The sequence below is a fragment of the Alteromonas sp. K632G genome, assembly GCF_017653625.1.
GTDB classification, from domain to species: Bacteria; Pseudomonadota; Gammaproteobacteria; order Enterobacterales; family Alteromonadaceae; genus Alteromonas; species Alteromonas naphthalenivorans.
The window spans coordinates 322,527-341,704 of record NZ_JAGGDM010000002.1; the positions used below are offsets into that span (position 1 = coordinate 322,527).

Annotated in this window: 18 protein-coding genes; 11 read left to right on the forward strand and 7 right to left on the reverse strand. The window is 43.4% G+C overall.

The features are described from left to right. The first annotated feature begins 45 nt into the window (after positions 1-45). Positions 46-663 (forward strand): ribosome biogenesis GTP-binding protein YihA/YsxC, encoded by a 618-nt coding sequence (gene yihA / locus J5X92_RS04160; RefSeq protein WP_013782517.1) that lies wholly within the window; start codon positions 46-48, stop codon positions 661-663. A gap of 409 nt (positions 664-1,072) precedes the next feature. On the opposite strand, the gene polA is transcribed toward yihA, so the two are convergent. Then, complete coding sequence (gene polA / locus J5X92_RS04165) at positions 1,073-3,880, reverse strand: DNA polymerase I (RefSeq protein WP_208804738.1); 2,808 nt, start codon at positions 3,878-3,880, stop codon at positions 1,073-1,075. Positions 3,881-4,289: 409 nt separating this feature from the next. Between polA and elbB the strand changes: the two genes are divergently transcribed. Both elbB and J5X92_RS04175 read left to right on the forward strand, forming a co-directional pair. Further along, positions 4,290-4,943 carry an isoprenoid biosynthesis glyoxalase ElbB gene (gene elbB, locus J5X92_RS04170; RefSeq protein WP_208804739.1) on the forward strand — a complete coding sequence of 218 codons (654 nt, stop codon included), beginning with the start codon at positions 4,290-4,292 and terminating at the stop codon, positions 4,941-4,943. A gap of 109 nt (positions 4,944-5,052) precedes the next feature. After that, positions 5,053-6,504 carry a TrkH family potassium uptake protein gene (locus tag J5X92_RS04175; protein WP_013782520.1) on the forward strand — a complete coding sequence of 484 codons (1,452 nt, stop codon included), beginning with the start codon at positions 5,053-5,055 and terminating at the stop codon, positions 6,502-6,504. Positions 6,505-6,532: 28 nt separating this feature from the next. Here J5X92_RS04175 and trkA read toward each other — a convergent pair whose 3' ends face one another. Genes trkA through def form a run of 4 tightly spaced genes read right to left on the reverse strand, consistent with a single transcriptional unit; the run spans position 6,533 to position 10,745 of the window. Then, a complete protein-coding gene (trkA, locus tag J5X92_RS04180) occupies positions 6,533-7,912 on the reverse strand; it encodes a Trk system potassium transporter TrkA (protein WP_013782523.1) in 1,380 nt (459 codons plus the stop codon). 24 nt (positions 7,913-7,936) lie between these two features. After that, positions 7,937-9,271: a 16S rRNA (cytosine(967)-C(5))-methyltransferase RsmB gene (gene rsmB, locus J5X92_RS04185; protein ID WP_208804740.1), complete on the reverse strand. Its 1,335-nt coding sequence runs from the start codon at positions 9,269-9,271 to the stop codon at positions 7,937-7,939. Then, on the reverse strand, positions 9,271-10,227 hold the full coding sequence (gene fmt, locus J5X92_RS04190) for a methionyl-tRNA formyltransferase (RefSeq protein WP_208804741.1): 957 nt from the start codon (positions 10,225-10,227) through the stop codon (positions 9,271-9,273). The genes rsmB and fmt overlap by 1 nt, the downstream gene beginning before the upstream one ends. A gap of 8 nt (positions 10,228-10,235) precedes the next feature. Next, on the reverse strand, positions 10,236-10,745 hold the full coding sequence (gene def, locus J5X92_RS04195) for a peptide deformylase (protein ID WP_013782526.1): 510 nt from the start codon (positions 10,743-10,745) through the stop codon (positions 10,236-10,238). Between the two features lie 216 nt (positions 10,746-10,961). Here def and J5X92_RS04200 point away from each other — a divergent pair, with 216 nt between their 5' ends. The 7 genes from J5X92_RS04200 to J5X92_RS04230 all read left to right on the forward strand — a co-directional run bounded on the left by J5X92_RS04200 (position 10,962) and on the right by J5X92_RS04230 (position 16,664). Beyond that, positions 10,962-12,035 (forward strand): LysM domain-containing protein, encoded by a 1,074-nt coding sequence (locus J5X92_RS04200; RefSeq protein ID WP_244360166.1) that lies wholly within the window; start codon positions 10,962-10,964, stop codon positions 12,033-12,035. 33 nt (positions 12,036-12,068) lie between these two features. Continuing rightward, on the forward strand, positions 12,069-13,226 hold the full coding sequence (gene dprA, locus J5X92_RS04205; protein WP_208804742.1) for a DNA-processing protein DprA: 1,158 nt from the start codon (positions 12,069-12,071) through the stop codon (positions 13,224-13,226). Between the two features lies 1 nt (position 13,227). Beyond that, on the forward strand, positions 13,228-13,704 hold the full coding sequence (locus tag J5X92_RS04210; RefSeq protein ID WP_013782529.1) for a DUF494 family protein: 477 nt from the start codon (positions 13,228-13,230) through the stop codon (positions 13,702-13,704). 30 nt (positions 13,705-13,734) lie between these two features. After that, on the forward strand, positions 13,735-14,286 hold the full coding sequence (locus J5X92_RS04215; RefSeq protein WP_208804744.1) for a topoisomerase DNA-binding C4 zinc finger domain-containing protein: 552 nt from the start codon (positions 13,735-13,737) through the stop codon (positions 14,284-14,286). A 21-nt stretch (positions 14,287-14,307) separates the two neighbouring features. Beyond that, a complete protein-coding gene (locus J5X92_RS04220) occupies positions 14,308-14,883 on the forward strand; it encodes a Sua5/YciO/YrdC/YwlC family protein (protein ID WP_129735603.1) in 576 nt (191 codons plus the stop codon). Further along, entirely contained in the window at positions 14,880-15,824 is a 945-nt protein-coding gene (gene hemF / locus J5X92_RS04225) for an oxygen-dependent coproporphyrinogen oxidase (protein WP_208804746.1), read from the forward strand. Before J5X92_RS04220 ends, hemF begins: the two co-directional genes overlap by 4 nt. A gap of 165 nt (positions 15,825-15,989) precedes the next feature. Then, positions 15,990-16,664 carry an OmpW family outer membrane protein gene (locus J5X92_RS04230; protein WP_129735605.1) on the forward strand — a complete coding sequence of 225 codons (675 nt, stop codon included), beginning with the start codon at positions 15,990-15,992 and terminating at the stop codon, positions 16,662-16,664. A 101-nt stretch (positions 16,665-16,765) separates the two neighbouring features. Here J5X92_RS04230 and J5X92_RS04235 read toward each other — a convergent pair whose 3' ends face one another. Further along, positions 16,766-17,197: a group II truncated hemoglobin gene (locus tag J5X92_RS04235; protein WP_013782534.1), complete on the reverse strand. Its 432-nt coding sequence runs from the start codon at positions 17,195-17,197 to the stop codon at positions 16,766-16,768. Between the two features lie 28 nt (positions 17,198-17,225). On the opposite strand from J5X92_RS04235, the gene aroE reads away from it, so the two are divergent. Beyond that, positions 17,226-18,053 carry a shikimate dehydrogenase gene (aroE, locus tag J5X92_RS04240; protein ID WP_208804756.1) on the forward strand — a complete coding sequence of 276 codons (828 nt, stop codon included), beginning with the start codon at positions 17,226-17,228 and terminating at the stop codon, positions 18,051-18,053. A 27-nt stretch (positions 18,054-18,080) separates the two neighbouring features. On the opposite strand, the gene J5X92_RS04245 is transcribed toward aroE, so the two are convergent. Beyond that, positions 18,081-18,617, reverse strand: a complete 537-nt coding sequence (locus J5X92_RS04245) for a gamma carbonic anhydrase family protein (RefSeq protein WP_208804748.1) — start codon at positions 18,615-18,617, stop codon at positions 18,081-18,083. Positions 18,618-19,178: the final 561 nt, after the last annotated feature.

Sequence of the window (19,178 nt, forward strand, 5' to 3'; positions counted from 1 at the left end):
ATAGAGTTTAATTCTAGGGTTATGACGCATTTGAGGTAAGTCTAGATGTCGTATTACACCAAAGCAAAGTTCTTTACCAGTGCACCTGATATTCGCCATTTAAAAGATGATAGCGGTATTGAGGTAGCGTTTGCTGGCCGTTCAAACGCGGGCAAGTCGAGCGCGTTGAATACACTCACTCGTCAAAAGAACCTGGCAAGAACCAGTAAAACACCAGGTCGTACACAGCTCATCAATGTTTTTAATCTTGAAGAAGATCGTCGTTTAGTTGATTTGCCTGGTTATGGATTTGCCCAAGTACCGCTTGCGATGAAAAATAAATGGCAACAAGCATTAGGTGAATACCTTCAAAAGCGTAAATCGCTTAAAGGTTTAGTGGTGCTTATGGATATTCGTCACCCATTTAAAGATCTTGATCAAGATTTGATTCACTGGGCAGTAGATTCCAATATCCCTGTATTAGCCTTACTGACTAAGTCAGATAAGCTTAAATCAGGAAAGCGAAAGGCTCAGCTACTTATGGCGCAGGAAGCTGCACTGGCGTTTATGGGTGATGTGACGGTAAATACCTTCTCATCTTTAAATCGTCAGGGATTGCCAGAACTCGAAAAAGTGTTGAATAAGTGGTTGGCACTTGATGTAGAAAAACCTGACGCAGAATAAAATAAACAGTTTGAACGACTGAGCTAAACAAAGGGCCAGATAAAAGAAAGCCCCGCTAAAAAGCAGGGCCAAAATACTGAGAGAAAACACATAAAAACCGAATATATAGAGTGTGCATATTTCGGTTAGTTCATTTTAAAATACTAAAAGATTCGTTCTTTGTTTTAAGTTTAAGATTTTAATGGACTTTTTCTTTCTGAGTATTTGGAAAATTTATTGCAGACATAAAAAAACCCCGACAAATCTGTCGGGGTTAAAGCAAAGGTTTGAAAACAGATTTCTCACCTCTGTACCCTACACGCATTAGGGTACAATAATGGTGAAAAAAGGCAAGTAAGAGTGTAATAAAATTACCAAACTTGCCCATTTTTGAGCTATTGCTCACTGTTTTCTGTAATCTAATTACTTTTTAGTGAGCTTCATCCCAGTTATCGCCCACGCCCGCTTCAACCATCAGCGGCACATTTAATACCGCAGCTTGCTCCATTAAGCTGACGATATTTTTAACTTGTTCCTCTAGATGTTCTTCTCTAATCTCAAATACCAATTCATCGTGTACCTGCATCATCATGAGTACGTCGTCACTTTCAAGTGAGGTGATCCAATCATCAACCTTTATCATGGCCATTTTAATGATGTCGGCGGCTGTACCTTGCATAGGTGCGTTGATTGCCGCGCGCTCTGCTCCTTTGCGACGTGCGCCATTACTGGCTTTTATGTCGGGTAGGTACAAGCGTCGACCAAACACAGTTTCCACGTAGCCTTTTTCTTTAGCGCCTTCTCTGGTGCTGTCCATGTACTCAAGTACGCCCGGGTAGCGTTCAAAATACAAGTCCATGTATTTTTGTGCTTCGTGACGTGGAATATTAAGTTGTTTAGCAAGGCCAAAGGCACTCATTCCATAGATCAAACCAAAGTTTATAGCTTTAGCACTACGACGTTGTTCCGTCGTCACTTCGTCAAGGGTTACCCCAAACACTTCTGCCGCGGTCGCTTTGTGAATGTCTCTGCCATGAGCAAATGCATCAAGAAGACCTTCATCGCCCGACAAATGGGCCATTATTCTAAGTTCAATTTGAGAATAATCGGCAGCAACAATCTTGTAACCTTCACGTGGAACAAATGCTTGTCTTACCTTACGACCTTCTTCATTTCGAATAGGAATGTTTTGAAGGTTAGGATCTGTTGACGACAAGCGGCCCGTTGCCGTAATAGCTTGATGGTAAGAAGTATGAACACGACCCGTACGATGATTAATCATTTTAGGGAGTTTGTCAGTATACGTATTTTTAAGCTTGGTTAACCCTCTATACTCCATTAACTTTTTAGGTAACGGGAACTCAAGGGCGAGTTCTTGTAATACTTCTTCAGAAGTAGAAGGGGCGCCTTTGGGGGTTTTCTTAATAACCGGTAACGACATTTTCTCAAACAAAATGTGTTGAAGCTGTTTTGGCGACCCTAAATTAAATACTTCGCCGGCTTCTTCATGCACTTCTTTTTCTAGCTCAGCAATACGCGTAGCTAAATCTTGGCTCTGCTGGCGTAACCGTTGGCTTTCAATTAATACACCTTGCTGTTCCATACGAGATAAAACACAAGCAACCGGCACCTCAACATCTACCAATAGTGCTTTAAGCTTGGGTTCGTTTTCTAGTTTTGCCCATATTGCTTGATGAAGGCGCATAGTAATATCAGCATCTTCAGCGGCGTAAGGACCTGCTTCTTCTAATCCAATTTGATTAAAAGTAAGCTGTTTGGCACCTTTACCTGCAATTTCCTCAAAGTGAATTGTTTTATGACCTAAATAGGCTAGGGCTAGCGAGTCCATATCATGGCGCTGCGCGGTACTGTTTAACACATAGCTTTCCAGCATAGTGTCAAAGCCGATGCCATTTAGCGTTATGTCATAATGGGCGAGTACATTCTTGTCATATTTAATGTGCTGGCCCACTTTAATGATGGTTTCAGACTCTAAAATAGGCTTCAATGCCGAAAGTACGTAATCTCGTGATAACTGCGTGGGTGCATCGGGATAATCATGAGCAACAGGCACGTAAGCCGCAGCTCCGGGTTCGATGCAAAAAGAAACACCAACAAGTTCAGCTTCCATGTAGTTAACACTGGTCGTTTCAGTATCAACAGCAATAAGCGGCGCTGCTTTTAGCTTTTCTATCCAAGCCTCAAATGTAGCTTCATCAAGCACCACATCATAGCCTGACTTATCGATATTACTTTCTGGCTGTGCTACGTCAGTATCGTTAGATTCAGAATCGCTAGCGTCAGACGTACTTTTTCCATTTTCTGCTTTTGAAGGTTCATTACTATCACTTGCGATCAATGCGCTAATTTCTGTATGCCAGCGCTTGAATTCGTACTCTGCGAACATCGACTGTAAGGTTTCGTTATCTGGTGATGTAGGGCAAAGCTCATCTATTTTGTATTGTAAATCTAAATCAATGGCAATCGTGGCAAGGGTGTATGACAGGCGAGCTTGTTCTTCATACTCTTGCATTTTAGTTGCCATGGTCTTGCTCCCTCTAAACGAGAGGTCGGCAATTTTATCAAGGTTGTCATAGATAGCACTGATGCCACCAATACCATTTAATAGTGCTTGTGCACTTTTATCACCCACACCAGGTACGCCAGGAATGTTATCGACTTTGTCACCCTTAAGGGCTAAGAAATCGATAACCAGTTCTGGTGGAATACCGAATTTCGTATTTACCCCTTCAATGTCCATAATCTGATTTGTCATGGTATTGATCAAGGTGACATTTTCGTTGACCAGTTGTGCCATGTCTTTATCGCCAGTACTGATCAGAGTATCAATACCATGTTCTGTGGCGCGACAGGCTAGGGTACCAATAACATCATCGGCTTCAACGCCAGACTCAACGATGACAGGTAAACCCATCGCTTTAATGATGGTGTGCAATGGTTCTATTTGACTGCGTAACTCTTCCGGCATAGGTGGGCGATTCGCTTTATATTCTTCATAAATATCGTCGCGAAACGTTTTACCTTTGGCATCGAAGATGACTGCCATGTGAGTAGGATTGTATTGTCTAATCAAGCTTTTCAGCATGTTGACAACACCATAGATCGCACCGGTATCCTGACCTTTTGAGTTCGTCAGGGGCGGCAATCCGTGAAATGCTCTAAATAGATAAGATGATCCATCTACTAGAATAAAAGGGGGCTTTTTCGAATCTGTCATAGCTATGCATTAACCAAGCTTAGAATAAGGCGCAAGCATGCCATAGGCGCTGGTGGATCGCCATAGAGCATAGCAACATAAATAAAGGGATCATCTGTGGATAAGATTGTGATCTAATAAAATAAGCACAACGAAACTAACGATCTTTGTAAATAGAAAGATCGTCCTGTAAAGCAATAAAAATAAGGGAATGAAAAATAAGAGTGTGGACTGCGTACCTGCAACTCATCATTCCTTTTTATGTGGATAACTTGGTGAACTTATTTTTTTCGTTTAACCAAATTGGTCAGATAATGTAGCATAAGAAATTAGCAATCCAATACTGGTTATTAAGACTTTTTTTTGAACAGCTGATGGTTTTATAGCCAAAAATAGAATAAGTCGGCTCGGCGAGGTCTAGGAGGACATTATGAAGCAAGTTGCAGTGATTTTAAGTGGTTGTGGTGTATTTGATGGCGCTGAAATTCATGAGTCAGTATTAACGCTTTTAGCTATTGAACAAGCTGGGGTAGGTTATCAATGTTTTGCGCCAGATAAGGCTCAAATGCATGTAGTGAATCATTTAACGGGAGACGTTTCAGAAGATGAAACTCGAAATGTATTGGTTGAGTCTGCACGCATTGCCCGAGGCAATGTAAAGCCTATTACAGAATGTAAGGTATCAGACTTCGATTATCTTATTGTACCTGGTGGTTTTGGTGCTGCTAAGAATTTATGTTCATTTGCCGTTGATGGTGAAAAAAGTAGGGTAGATAAAGATGTGCTTGCGGTGTGCAACGACTTTGCGAAAGCAAAGAAACCTGTAGCCTATGCATGCATTGCCCCTGCTATTGCAGCCAGTGTATATGGAAACAATGTTAAACTGACCATTGGTAGCGATGAAGATACCGCCAATGCCTTGAATGCGTTAGGGGCATGCCATGTAAACTGTGAAGTAGATGAAGTGGTGGTAGATGTTGAAAATAAATTGGTTACTACGCCAGCCTACATGACGGCACAAAATATCTTACAAGCCCATGCTAGTATTAATAAAATGGTAGAAACGGTACTAGCAATGAAATAATTTGCTTATAGCCCTATAATCGCGTCAATGTAGTAGAAACCTTGTATCCTCTAAAAACCGCGAACACTGTTAATCGCGAGTTTACTAATAACGAAAGGCATAACGAAGCATGCACTACCGTGCCATTGTACGAATTCTAGGGCTCCTTATTGCGCTATTTAGCGTAACCATGATCCCACCTGCTGTGGTATCTCTGATTTATCAAGACGGTAGTGGTTTGCCTTTTACCCTTGCGTTCTTTATTTGCGTAGGTGGCGGTATGGTGCTTTGGTACCCAAACCGCCAGCAAAAAAACGATTTACGAGCGCGAGAAGGCTTTTTAATCGTTGCCCTGTTCTGGTCGGTACTAGCCAGTGTGGGTGCCATTCCTCTTATGTTGCTAGAACAGCCTAGCATGACCGTAACGGATGCTTTTTTTGAATCATTCTCAGGGCTAACCACAACCGGTGCAACGGTAATTGAAGGCATTGATTTCTTACCTCATTCGGTACAGTTTTATCGACAACAACTACAATGGCTAGGCGGAATGGGTATCATTGTACTCGCCGTCGCTATACTGCCTATTTTAGGGGTTGGGGGTATGCAGCTGTACCGTGCAGAAACTCCTGGGCCTGTGAAAGATAATAAAATGACACCGCGTATTGCCGATACAGCAAAACACCTTTGGTATATTTATCTTTCTATCACTATTGCATGCGCCGCTGCGTATTGGTTGGCTGGCATGGATATGTTTGATGCCATTTGCCACGCGTTCTCAACGGTTGCCATTGGGGGCTTCTCAACTCACGATGCTAGCCTTGGCTACTTTAATAGCCCAATGGTGAATGTGGTTTGTACGGTTTTTCTATTAATTGCTGCACTTAACTTTTCACTCCATTACGCAGCAGTGAGTACCCGTTCGGTAAAAGGCTATTTTAACGACCCAGAATTTAAAGCCTTTTTCTTTATTCAAGCCACACTTATCATGCTGTGCTTCTTGGTACTCACGCTATCAGGTTTTTACGACTCGGCTGAAACCGCGCTCGATCAAGCTATGATTCAGGCCGTATCAATCAGTACTACGGCGGGGTTTGCGACTACAGACTTCTCAATTTGGCCCACGTTTTTGCCCATACTACTCATCTTTTCAAGTTTCATTGGAGGTTGTGCAAGTTCAACCGGAGGCGGCTTAAAAGTGGTTCGAGTCTGTTTACTGTTCCTTCAGGGGAAGCGTGAAGTAGACAGGCTTATTCACCCTAAGGCAGTGTATTCCGTTAAGTTAGGAGAACGTGCAATGCCCGATAAGGTAGTAGAGGCGGTATGGGGCTTCTTCTCTGCTTACGCGGTGGTGTTTGTTGTACTTATGATAGGGCTAATTGCAACAGGACTAGATAACTTAAGCGCGTTTACCGCTACCGCAGCCATGCTAAACAACCTTGGTCCTGGATTGGGCAGTGTTGCGTCTAACTATGCGGGCGTAACCGATGCTGGAAAGTGGATTTTAGTGGTGGGAATGGTGTTTGGGCGACTGGAGGTCTTTTCGTTACTGGTACTATTTTCACCTACGTTCTGGCGAAGTTAATACGCTTTCGATACTTGCATTGTTCTATTTACCCAAAGAAGAATGCGCTGGGTTGGAACAGCTTTTCTACATCGCCAATGTATTTTTTGTCGACTAAGAACAGAATAACGTGGTCATTTGCTTCAATAAGCGTATCGCTATGGGCAATGATCACTTGGTCGTCTCTTACTACCGCGCCTATGGTAGTACCAGGAGGAAGTTTAATTTTACCGATTTCTTTACCCACAACTTTAGAGGTATTTTCATCACCATGTGCAATCGCTTCTATCGCCTCTGCTGCACCGCGGCGCAAAGAATATACGTTTACAATATCTCCGCGTCTAACATGGGTAAGTAGGGCCGAAATCGTCGCTTGTTGTGGTGAGAAAGCAATGTCTATTTCACCGCCTTGTACTAAGTCTACATAAGCACTACGTTGAATCAGTACCATGGCTTTTTGTGCGCCCATGCGCTTGGCTAACATGGCAGACATAATGTTAGCTTCATCATCATTGGTCACCGCAATGAATGCATCAACTTGCTCGACATTCTCTTCACTGAGTAACTCTGGATCTGATGCATCACCGCTAAAGACAATCGTCTTGTCTAAGTGAGCAGAAAGGTATTTTGCTCTTTCGTGACTAAACTCAATCAGCTTCACGTTATGTTTGTGTTCAAGTTTTTTCGCTAGTCCTGCACCAATTAAGCCGCCGCCAGCTATCATAATGCGTTTATAGCTAGACTCTAATTTTTGAAGTTCACTCATTACCGCACGAATATGCTTAGTTGCAGCAATAAAGAATACTTCATCATCGGCTTCGATAACGGTAGTACCCAGTGGTCGAATAGGGCGACCACGGCGATAGATTGCTGCCACCCGTGTTTCCACATTGGGCATGTGGTCTTTTAACGCAGATAACGCATGACCTACCAGTAAACCACCATAATAGGCTTTTACCGCCACTAAGCTGGCTTTACCATCAGCAAATTCAACAACCTGTAAAGCACCAGGGTAGTCTATAAGCCGTTTGATAGCTTTAGTCACTAGCTGTTCAGGAGCAATAATGTGGTCTACAGGTATGTCCTGCTGCTTATAGAGTTGTTCTTGGTAAATAATGTATTGTTCTGAGCGAACGCGAGCAATCTTGGTCGGGGTTTTGAATAAACTAAAGGCAACTTGGCAAGCGAGCATATTGCTTTCATCACTGTTCGTTACCGCGATAAGCATGTCGGCATCTTCTGCACCGGCTTTTCGTAATACGTCCGGGTGAGAACCCACGCCATTAACCACCTGTAAATCTAATCGGTCTTGAAGCGCACGCAAGGTATTGGGATCAGAATCGATAACCGTAATATCGTTCTTCTCTCCTACAAGGTTTTCAGCAAGTGTTCCGCCAACCTGACCTGCGCCTAGAATGATGATTTTCATCGGTGTTTATGTGCCTTATTGCTTTTATTTGCTCAACGACTTTACCAGTCTCGCATAGTAGAAACCATCCATTTGTTGCTCGCCAGGTAGGATTTGTCTACCGGGCTTACTCGGTGTTTCGGTTTTTATAACAGGTACTAATGTGGCATCTGCATTGCGTTCTAAAAATGCGCTAATCTGTTGGCTATTTTCTTGTGGCAGAATAGAGCAGGTGGCGTAAAGCAATGTGCCACCAGGCTTAAGTGTTTGCCATAAGCTAGTTAGTATTTCAGCTTGAAGTGCTGCAAGTGCATCAATATCACTAGACTTTCTTAGCCAGCGAATATCAGGGTGGCGGCGTATAACACCAGTGGCAGAGCAGGGTGCATCAAGCAAAATTCGGTCGAAGTGTTGTCCATCCCACCATGTTTCAGGCTTAGCCGCATCGCCTTGCTTTATAACGGGCAAATTGGTTTGCGTATGCTGCAGGCGAGTCATGTTTTCTTCAACGCGCTTTAAGCGGTTCTCGTCAGCATCAAGGGCTAGGCAATACGCTAATTCAGGGGTGCGCTCAATAATATGACCCGTTTTACCACCAGGTGCAGCGCAACAATCTAATACGCGCTCGTGTGGTTGTGCGTCTAAATAATGGGCTGCAAGCTGAGCGGCACCATCTTGTACAGCAAAGTGGCCTTTTTCAAACCCTGGCAGCCCGGTAATGTCCTCTCGGCCTTCTAGTCTGATCGCATCTGCGTGTTCAGCACTTAATGAATAGTTAATCTCAACAGCATCCAATGCAGCAGCGTAATCGGTAATCGATATTTGTTTGGTATTAACCCTTAGCCAAATAGGCGCCATGCCATTGGTAGCTTCGCGCACGGCATCAGCATCTTGACCATAGGCATCTTCTAGAGCCTTATATAACCACTTGGGTAACCCACTAGCAATAATGGGGTTATCGATAGGTTTGTTAACCAGTTCTTGGCGCATAAAGTTACGCAGTACAGCATTAACTAAGCCTTTTAATGCTGTCCCGCCTAAATAAGACGAGGCATTAACGGTTTCGCCCACTGCAGCATGCTGGCTTACGCGAGAAAATGCTAACTGGTATAGCCCCAACAGAATAAGGTGCTCGATTACTTTTTTATTCCCTTTTAAAGGACGGTCGAGTAACTCGCGCAACCAGTGCTGTAATATAGGGAGTTTACGCATGACGCCCAAAGACATTTCTTGGATCCATGCGTTGTCTCTAGGATGATGGCGACGTTGAACACGCTCTAGGCAATCTCTTGACGATTTACCTTGTTCTAGAATTTGGTATATCACCCATGCACAATCGGCACGCAGATTTTTTTGTTTCGGTAATGGAGTGGGTTTCACTATTCTTCCGTACTGGCAATGCAGTTACCTGGTGCGAACCAGTCTTTGCGAGCATTAACGACATCTGCAGCGGGCAATGCTTTTTTCCCAGGTATTTGCAGGGTGTTGATTCGAAGGGCACTTGAACCCGTGGTTACCACAATGCCGTGCTTGTCAGCTTGAATGATAGTACCTGGGGCATCTGAAGTTGGTAAGCCATCAATCACATCCACCGACCAAATTTTAATATTTTGCGACTCAATTTTAGTCCACGTTACAGGCCATGGATTAAAAGCGCGTACGTTTCGTGCAATTTGCTCTGCGCTATCGTGCCAATTAATAAAGGCTTCTTCTTTGGAAAGCTTTTTAGCGTACGTTGCTTCGCTATCATCTTGCTTCACAGGCGAAAGGGTATCGATACTGTTTACTACATCTAGTAGTGCAGTAGGACCAAGTTCAGCAAGCTTTTCGTAAAGCGAGGCGCTAGTATCATCTTCACTAATGGGCAAGGTTGCTATATGCAACATGTCACCAGTATCTAGCCCTTCATCCATCTGCATGATGGTAACACCAGTCTCGCTATCGCCGGCCCATATCGCCCGTTGGATAGGCGCAGCTCCACGCCATTTAGGCAAAATTGAACCATGCACATTAAGACAACCCAATTTGGGCGCATCAAGTACCGACTTAGGTAAAATTAATCCATAGGCAACCACAATCATTAAATCGGCGTTGATGTCCGCCAATGTTTGCTGTGCTTCGTCATTTTTTAAACTGGCTGGCTGATAGACTGGAATCTCATGTTCTTGAGCAAGCACTTTTACGGGGCTTGGGGTAAGCTTTTTGCCTCGTCCAGCAGGACGGTCTGGTTGGGTATACACAGCAACAACGTCATGAGTGCTAGATAATAAAGCACTCAAATGCTGAGCTGCAAAATCCGGCGTGCCGGCAAAAATGATGCGTAATGGTTTTATCAAAACTAACCTCAGTCGCGTGCAGCTAAACGTGCTTCTTTTTCAAGCTTTTTACGAATTCGCTGGCGCTTAAGCGGAGACAAGTAATCAATAAACAGTTTGCCTTTGAGATGATCCAATTCATGTTGAATACAAATAGCCAATAGACCGTCTGCTTCCAACTCAAATGCTTCACCGTTTTCATTCAGTGCTTTTACCGTAATTTCTTCTGCGCGCTCTACTTTGGCGTAGTTACCTGGAACAGAAAGACAACCTTCTTCACTAATAGTGCTGCCGTCTTTTTTGGTGATTTCCGGGTTGATAAAAACACGAGGCTCGTCTTGATCTTCCGCTACGTTCATTACAACAACTTGAACATGTCTGTCGACTTGAGTAGCAGCCAACCCAATTCCATTCTCGTCTTTCATGGTTTCGAACATATCCGAAACCAATTGTTTAATGTCGTCGTTCACTTCTTCTACCGGTTTTGCTACGGTACGAAGTCGTTCATCGGGAAAACTTAATACGTCTAAAATTGCCATGTGTCGCTTATTTAACCTTTTCGCTGTATAAATTCATATACGATCTAGTCGCTCGTACACTTTACAGTGCCTTTTGAGTTACTATTCTAACGTATATCGAGTTATATCGTGCAGTTTTTTGCTGCCGCGCCACAGTATTGAGGCACAATATCGATATAGTAGTATTGTCTGAAATTTCAACAGTAAATGGCAGTGGAAAAATTGCGGAAGGTTAATTTGAAAAATCGATTGAAGAAAGCAGTACGTACAATTGTGTTAGTTGTGGCATGTTTTGCCGCATTTTCAGCAATGGCCAAACCCCTAAAAGAAACTGCACCGCAAACTTATACTGTGAAGCAAGGTGATACCTTATGGGGCATTGCTAATCTTTTTTTAAATCAGCCATGGCTGTGGCCTGAACTTTGGCGTCACAACACCCAAATAGATAACCCGCATTTAATATACCCCGGTGATATCATCTCGGTGTCTTACATCAATGGTGAACCCGTATTTTCGATAAATCGAGCTAAGCCTAGCTTAGTGCTTTCGCCTGGTTCTGCCCGAAGAGTAAAGAATGCGGCTATAGAGACCTTGTCATGGTCGGTATTAGCTCCCTATATTAAACAACACACCCTACTTTCTGAGGAAGAGTATGAATTACTCCCTCATTTGTTGGGAAATCACGATGGTAATGTGAGTTTTGTGTCTAACGACTTAGTGGTAAGCCAAAAAGAAAACCGCACTGAAGATCAGTATCAGGTGGTAAGAAAGCAATCTATTATACGCAATATGCAAGGTAAGGTGCTTGGTGTGCAGCTCACCCATGTAGCAAAAGCTAGCTTAGAGACTGACGTGTCGTTACCAAAGGCTAGAATGGTAAAACTTTCAGATTCAAATCAAGAAGCGAAACGTGGAGATAAGTTACTTACTGGTGACTTCACGTTAGACGATGACTTAGTTCTGCAAGAAGCAACGTCACAACGAGGTTTTGTGATTGGCGACTTACACGATCACGACTTACTCGGCCGCTACGATGTGGTGGTACTAGATTTAGGCGCACATGAGCTAACGGCGGGTACCGTGATGGGCATCTACGCTGGTGGCCCTGACATTATAGACGGCGAAGAACCTCAATACGCTAGCAATAGTGATGTCATAAAAGGAAACGGGCTCTTTACAGATAAAGTACAGCAACCTGCACTTAAAATTGGTGAAGTCATTGTGTTTAAAACTTTTGAGTCAGCTAGCTACGGCATTATAACTCGAGCAAAAGAAGGCGTAAGACGCGGCTTCATTGTGGCAAAACCCTAACATGTTATTGCCGCTTATTATTTAGGAGCGGCTATGACAACTTTCCAGCCACATGAAGCAAGCAGTAATGCTGTTAAAGCATTGGATAAAGCCCTAGGCAAAGAACAGATAGCATGGCTGACAATGGCTTCAGCAATAAATATCGCAACAGGGAAGTGGCTTAAGGCGCTTGAAGCAGAATCGCTTAGCGCACTAGCATTACTGGATGGTATTCATAAAACGGCTTTCACTTCGGGCGCTCTCTACACCCTTACACAAGCAATTTCTCCTAACTTACTTGAAAAAGCGATACGCTGGCATGCTTCACATGCAAAGCATCATATTGTCACCCTAGGGTGCACATACTACCCTGAGCGATTAAGGACCCTGCCAAATCCCCCGTTGGTGTTATTTGTTATAGGTAACATTAATACGTTAGTTATGCCTCAAATAGCGATTGTAGGGAGTAGACGGGCGAGTCATCAAGGTAAGCAAATTGCCACTGATTTTGCCGAAGCGTTAGCAAATAACGGCGTAGCAGTAACCAGCGGGTTAGCAGCAGGAATAGATTCAGCTGCGCACAAAGGTGGTTTGGTGTGCGAAGGCGGCACCCTTGCGGTAATGGGGACTGGGCCTGATATTGTGTACCCTCCTAAAAATGTATCACTACACAGGGACATCGTGAATGCAGGGGGCGCTTGTATTACCGAGTTCTTTCCAGGTGTATCTGCTAAGCCTTGGCATTTTCCCCGAAGAAACCGAATAATTGCTGCGATGTCGCTTGGAACCCTAGTTATAGAGGCAAAAATAAAGAGTGGCACCTTGATAACTGCGAATTTGGCCGCAGATATGGGGCGTGAAGTATTTGCAGTTCCTGGAAGTATCTTCCATGCTTACTCCGAAGGATGTCATTGGTTAATTCAGCAAGGCGCTAAGCTGGTAACCTGTGTTGATGACATTTTCGATGAAATTGTAGTGTCGACTGGTGAGAGAGAATGCCAGAACGAAGCGTTAAGTAAAAAAAGTGAAGTGAATAACTTGGCAACCGATAAATTATTAGATAGTGTGGATTACGACATCACCGCTATTGATGTTATAGCGCAGCGCTGTACCTCTCCTGTTAATGAGGTTATGGCATCATTATTAGAATATGAGTTGCGTGGTTTAGTAGCCGCTGTCCCTGGTGGCTACATTAAATTGAGGGGAAAATAATATGTTCGATATCCTCATGTACCTGTTTGAAAACTTCATTCACAGTGAAACTGAAATTCGAGTCGATCAAGACGAGCTTACCGAGGAGTTGGTACGCGCGGGTTTCCATCATGATGAAATCTACAAAGCATTAGCGTGGCTTGAAAAGCTAGCGGCTTTGCAAGAAACAGATATTAAGCCTTATTTTTGTAAAGGGATTAGTACCAGCCTCAGTCGTATTTATACGCATGAAGAGCAGATGCGATTAGACGTAGAGTGCCGTGGCTTCTTGTTATTTTTAGAGCAAGTGGGCGTGGTAGATGCGTCAACGCGAGAAATGGTAATAGACAGAGTAATGGAAATAGACTCTTCTGAATTCTGTTTAGAAGACCTAAAGTGGGTAGTGCTAATGGTACTGTTCAATGTGCCAGGTAAAGAAAAAGCCTACGCACAAATGGAAGATTTATTATTTGATGAACCTGACGGCGTGTTGCACTAATGTGCTTCATGTCGTGCTAGTTGCTGGTTTATGTCGAAAATTGATCATTCACTTTTCTCTGCGCACGAACATGCCTTAGAAGACGCTTTCGGTGATTGTCCCGATTGCGGTAAACCACTGCATATAAAAAACAGCAAATCAGGCCCTTTTATTGGCTGCACCGGTTACCCAGATTGCCACTTCAGCAAGCCATTACACGATAAGCAAACCACCTTATTAAAACTACTGGATGGGGTTACCTGCCCAGAGTGTGATTCTACCTTGGCTATTAAGAAAGGGCGTTTTGGTATGTTTATAGGCTGTACCAATTTTCCTGAATGCCACTATATTTCGCCAATTAAACAGCAAGAAGACACCCACGTTACTTGCCCTAAGTGTCAAAAAGGACAACTTGCGTCCCGCACCAATAAATACGGTAAGCAGTTTTTTGCGTGTGACCATTATCCCCAGTGTCGTTATGTGCTAAATTTCACGCCAGTAAATGAAGCATGCCCCGATTGTGGCTGGGCCGTTCTGATAAAAAAGAAAGGCCAAATTTGTTGCCCTCAGCCAGGGTGTAGCTTCAAAAAAGACGATAAATAACACCTACAGAGAAAAGCACTAATGAGTATCCCGACCAAGGGGCAAGTAGACACTAGCGACCCCATTGTATCCGCGTTTAAAAATGGTGACTTATTGGTTTACCCTACTGAAGCGGTTATGGGCATAGGCTGTGACCCAGACAACGAAGCGAGTGTGTTAGCGCTCTTAGCATTGAAGCAGCGCCCCATCGAAAAAGGGGTAATTTTGATTGCCGCTAACTATTCTCAGCTATTACCTTATATAAATGATGAAGCCATACTTCAGCACAGACGTACTGAAATTGTGTCCAGTTGGCCTGGGCCAAATACTTGGCTGCTACCCAAGTCGGCGTCGACGCCACAGTGGTTAACTGGCAAGCATGAAAAAATAGCGGTTCGAGTAAGCAACCATCCAGTGGTTAAAGCTTTATGTGAAAAGCTAGAAAAGCCACTTGTATCTACAAGTGCCAACCTAACTGGCCAACAACCCGCAATCACCCAGCAGGACGCAATCAATATATTTGGTGATAGTGTTTTCTATATTGATGGAGAAGTAGGTGGCCACGCTAAACCCAGTACCATCCGTGACGGCGATACCGGAGAGATAATAAGATCATGATTGACCCCCAACACGTAAATCAACAGTTAGACGGTAAAGACGCCGATGAAGTAATAGAACAAGTAAAAGCATACTTACTATCATTGCAGGACAACATTTGCCAAACCTTAGAACTTGCCGACGGCAAAGGACAGTTTAAAGAAGACTCTTGGGTTCGCGAGGAAGGCGGTGGCGGGCGTTCACGGGTTATTAAAAACGGCGCAGTAATAGAGCAAGGTGGGGTTAACTTTTCTCATGTATTTGGAAGTCAGATGCCGGCGTCTGCCACGGCTAACCGCCCAGAACTTGCGGGTAGAAACTTTCAGGCCATGGGGGTCTCGTTGGTTATTCACCCACACAACCCCTATATTCCGACGTCTCATGCAAATGTACGCTTTTTTATTGCCGAAAAAGAAGGTGAAGCGCCTATTTGGTGGTTTGGCGGTGGGTTTGATTTAACCCCGTTTTACCCCTTTAAAGACGACGTAGTGCATTGGCACAATACCGCAAAGAAATTGTGTGCTCCCTTTGGTGAAGACGTGTATGGGAAATATAAGAAGTGGTGTGATGACTACTTCTTCTTAAAGCATCGTAATGAAACACGTGGGGTAGGCGGTTTATTCTTTGACGATTTAAATGATTGGGGGTTTGAAACTTCATTCAACTTTATGCAGGCAGTGGGTAATGGTTTTGTTGATGCTTACGTACCTATCGTAGAAAAGCGAAAAAGCACCTCATACGGTGAAAGAGAGCGTGACTTTCAGCTCTATCGACGTGGTCGCTATGTAGAATTCAACTTGGTATTCGATAGAGGCACTTTGTTTGGGTTACAAACTGGTGGTAGAACCGAATCAATTTTAATGTCTATGCCACCACTTGCGCGATGGGAGTATTGCTATACTCCAGCTCCAGGTAGCGCGGAAGCAAAGCTAACTGACTGGCTTCAGCCTACAAACTGGTAATATTTTGCACCATGGGTTCTTCCTGTGGTGCCATTCCCTTGATCCACATCAAATTCCCTTATTACCAAGGTATGTAGCTAGATTGCACCTTGCGCTGGATCAAATTATTTTCTTTTTAAACGTTTACAGTGTCGTCATTATCATTAAACACATGAGAGACACACAATGCGTACACACACACTTTCAGCCATATGTATTTCTTTAGCGCTTGCCGCTCCTTTTGCTTCAGCTCATGAAAAGGGTGATTGGATAGTTCGTGGTGGATTAACAACCGTTGCGCCCGACGAATCAACCTCTAACATCATTGCCGGTGGTAGCGATTTAGGTGTAGCACTGACTATCGATAACGATACCCAGTTAGGATTAAACGTTGCTTATTTCATCACCGACAATATCAATGTTGAATTGTTGGCCGCAACGCCGTTTACTCACGATGTGAATTTTTCAGTCAACGATCCACTAGGGACAGGTAATACATTGGGAGAAGTCACGCACTTGCCCCCAACTGTTACTGTTAACTACTACTTCAACGATGCTAACGCTGCTTTTCAACCTTATATTGGTGCAGGTTTAAACTATACCTTTATCTTTGATGAGTCATTTACGGATGCAAATAAAGAAGCAGGCCTTGAAGATTTGTCTTTAGATAATTCTGTAGGTATTTCTGCACAAGTGGGAATGGACTATCAAATAGATAAAGAGTGGCATGTTAATGCGTCAGTACGTTACATCGATATTAATACCGAAGCGTCATTTACCGTAGGTGGTGCAGAAGGTAGCGTAAACGACATTGATATTGACCCTTGGGTTTATACATTGTCTGTAGGCTATACATTCTAAGATTCATCTAATGAGGTAAGTTACGTTTATATAAGTGGCCTCTTAAGCTTGGATAACCTTGAATCTTAATCTGAAGCGTTCCGTATCTCACGGAGCGCTTTTTATTTAGTATTAATCATATGCGTGGCAAGTTGATCTAGCGCGTTAAGAAGTTGCTGCGCCAACGGAAGGTCATCAACCGTCTCGTGCATGGCTTTTCGCATACAGTACATCCACTGGTCTTTTAATTCTGGTGTAACACTAAAAGAAAGATGTCGTGAACGTAGCCGTGGGTGACCATATTGCTGCTGATAGGTATCAGGCCCGCCTAACCATAAACTTAAATAAAGAAAAAACACTTCTCTGATTCTATCTGTTGGCTGAGGATGAATAGCGTAAAGCTCTTTTGCAATAGGATCATCACGCATAATGTCATAAAAACGGTTTGCCAAAAGGCGTACCTTATCCTCTCCACCTATTCGGTAATATGGTGTAGTCTCTGACACAGCAGGTTTTTCCTTTCGTATCGATTTAAAGAAGTTAGACATTCCCATGACAGACAGCCTTATTAATAACAATTCAATGAAAAAGTTTGCCGTTTTCGGTAACCCTATAGTTCAGAGTCTATCACCAACTATTCATCAAATGTTCGCTAAGCAATGCGGCGAGCAAATTAGTTACGAAAAAATCCTCGCCCCAGAAGATGGTTTTACGCCTGCAGCGAACACATTCTTATCGCAACCTGGCGCGGTAGGCTGCAATGTCACTATGCCTTTCAAACAAGATGCCTTTGCGCTTGCCAGTGTAGACGACCAAGCTGCGTTAGATGCAAAAGCGGTTAATACATTAATGAAGCGTAGCGATGGCACCATTGCAGGTTTTAATACCGATGGCGTAGGGTTAGTTAATGACTTACTTAATCATGGTGTACAACTGCAAGGTAAACGCGTGCTATTAATAGGTGCAGGTGGAGCGGCAAGAGGCGTAATAGCACCGCTTATTGCTTCAGGTATTGCATCGCTACATCTTACTAATAGGACAAACGCGAAAGCTGAAACAGTGGCAAGTGAAACGGGTGGAGGTAAGGTGAAGGTAGTAGGTATAGAAGACTGCGATAAAGTAGCTCCACATATCATTATTAACTCAACCGCAGCGAGCTTAAGCGAAACTCTGCCTTTTGATATGAGCGCAACGTTATTTAAAGAATGCGAAACAGCGTATGACATGGTTTATCGCGCAGATCCGACTTACTTTATGCAACAAGCATTATCGTTAGGTGCGTTACAGGTACTTGATGGTTTAGGTATGCTGGTGGAACAGGCTGCCGCGTCATTTACAATATGGACAGGCTACAAACCAAAGACCAGTGCGGTAATTGATGTATTACGTAGCCAGTTAAAGGCAAAGTAATCGAGAATGGTATAAGCAAGCAGGCCGTTAAGCCTGCTCTTCTCTATATTCATCTTTTAATTTTACGTAGTTCAACGCTGACTGTTTTAGAAAGGCTGTCTCGCTTTCCTTTAATGGGCGTTTCTTCACAGCTGGGTTCCCAACATAAAGGTAACCACTTTCGAGTCGCTTATTTGGTGGTATTAAAGCACCAGCTCCAATAAAGACATCATCCTCTACAATAACACCGTCCATTACGATGGCGCCCATTCCTACCAAGATACGATTTCCAAGCACGCAGCCATGAAGCATACATTTATGCCCTACGGTAACGTCATCTCCAATAATAAGGGGGAAACCATTAGGGTTAGAAACGGATTTACGAGAAACATGCAACACACTGCCATCCTGAATATTACTGCGTGCTCCAATTGCAATGTGATTTACGTCACCTCGAGCAGCGACTAAAGGCCAGATACTTGCGTCTTCGCATAAGGTAACGTCGCCAACAATAACAGCTGACTCATCTATATAGCAGCGTTCGCCGAGTGTGGGAGAAGTTGATTGATAGTTTCTGATTGTCAAAACTGCACCTTTATATATAAATTCATCTGTTGAAAACGCATTAAAACAGAGAATAGGGGTGAAGAACCAATCTTATTCAACCATTGCCTAAGTAAAAATAGGCAATGAGACTAATAGGAAATCAGTGAAAATCCGAATTTATGTGTGATTTATAGGCTGCGTGGTTGGTATTTTAAGCACTTAAACGAAATGTGACACTTTTTTGAAATCAGAGGTTGACGCAGGCTCAGAAATCTCTAGAATGCGCATCCGCTTCGACAGGAAAGTGAAACAACTTACACTGACAAAGCAAGTCACTACTTACCTTTAAGGTCAAGTGTGACGGGGTTTTAAAGAAAACGCTTCAGAAAATAAATTTTCAAAAAGTGTTGACACTGAAAACTTCAAGCGTATAATACGCACCTCGCTCAAGCAGGGTGAGTCACCAAAAACCAACGGCTTACGGTGAGGTTACGTTAAGTAACCACGTTCTTTAACAATTTAGACAAGACAATCTGTGTGGGCACTCATTAAGAGTGTCACACAACGACGATTCATATTCGATATATTTAATTGAAGAGT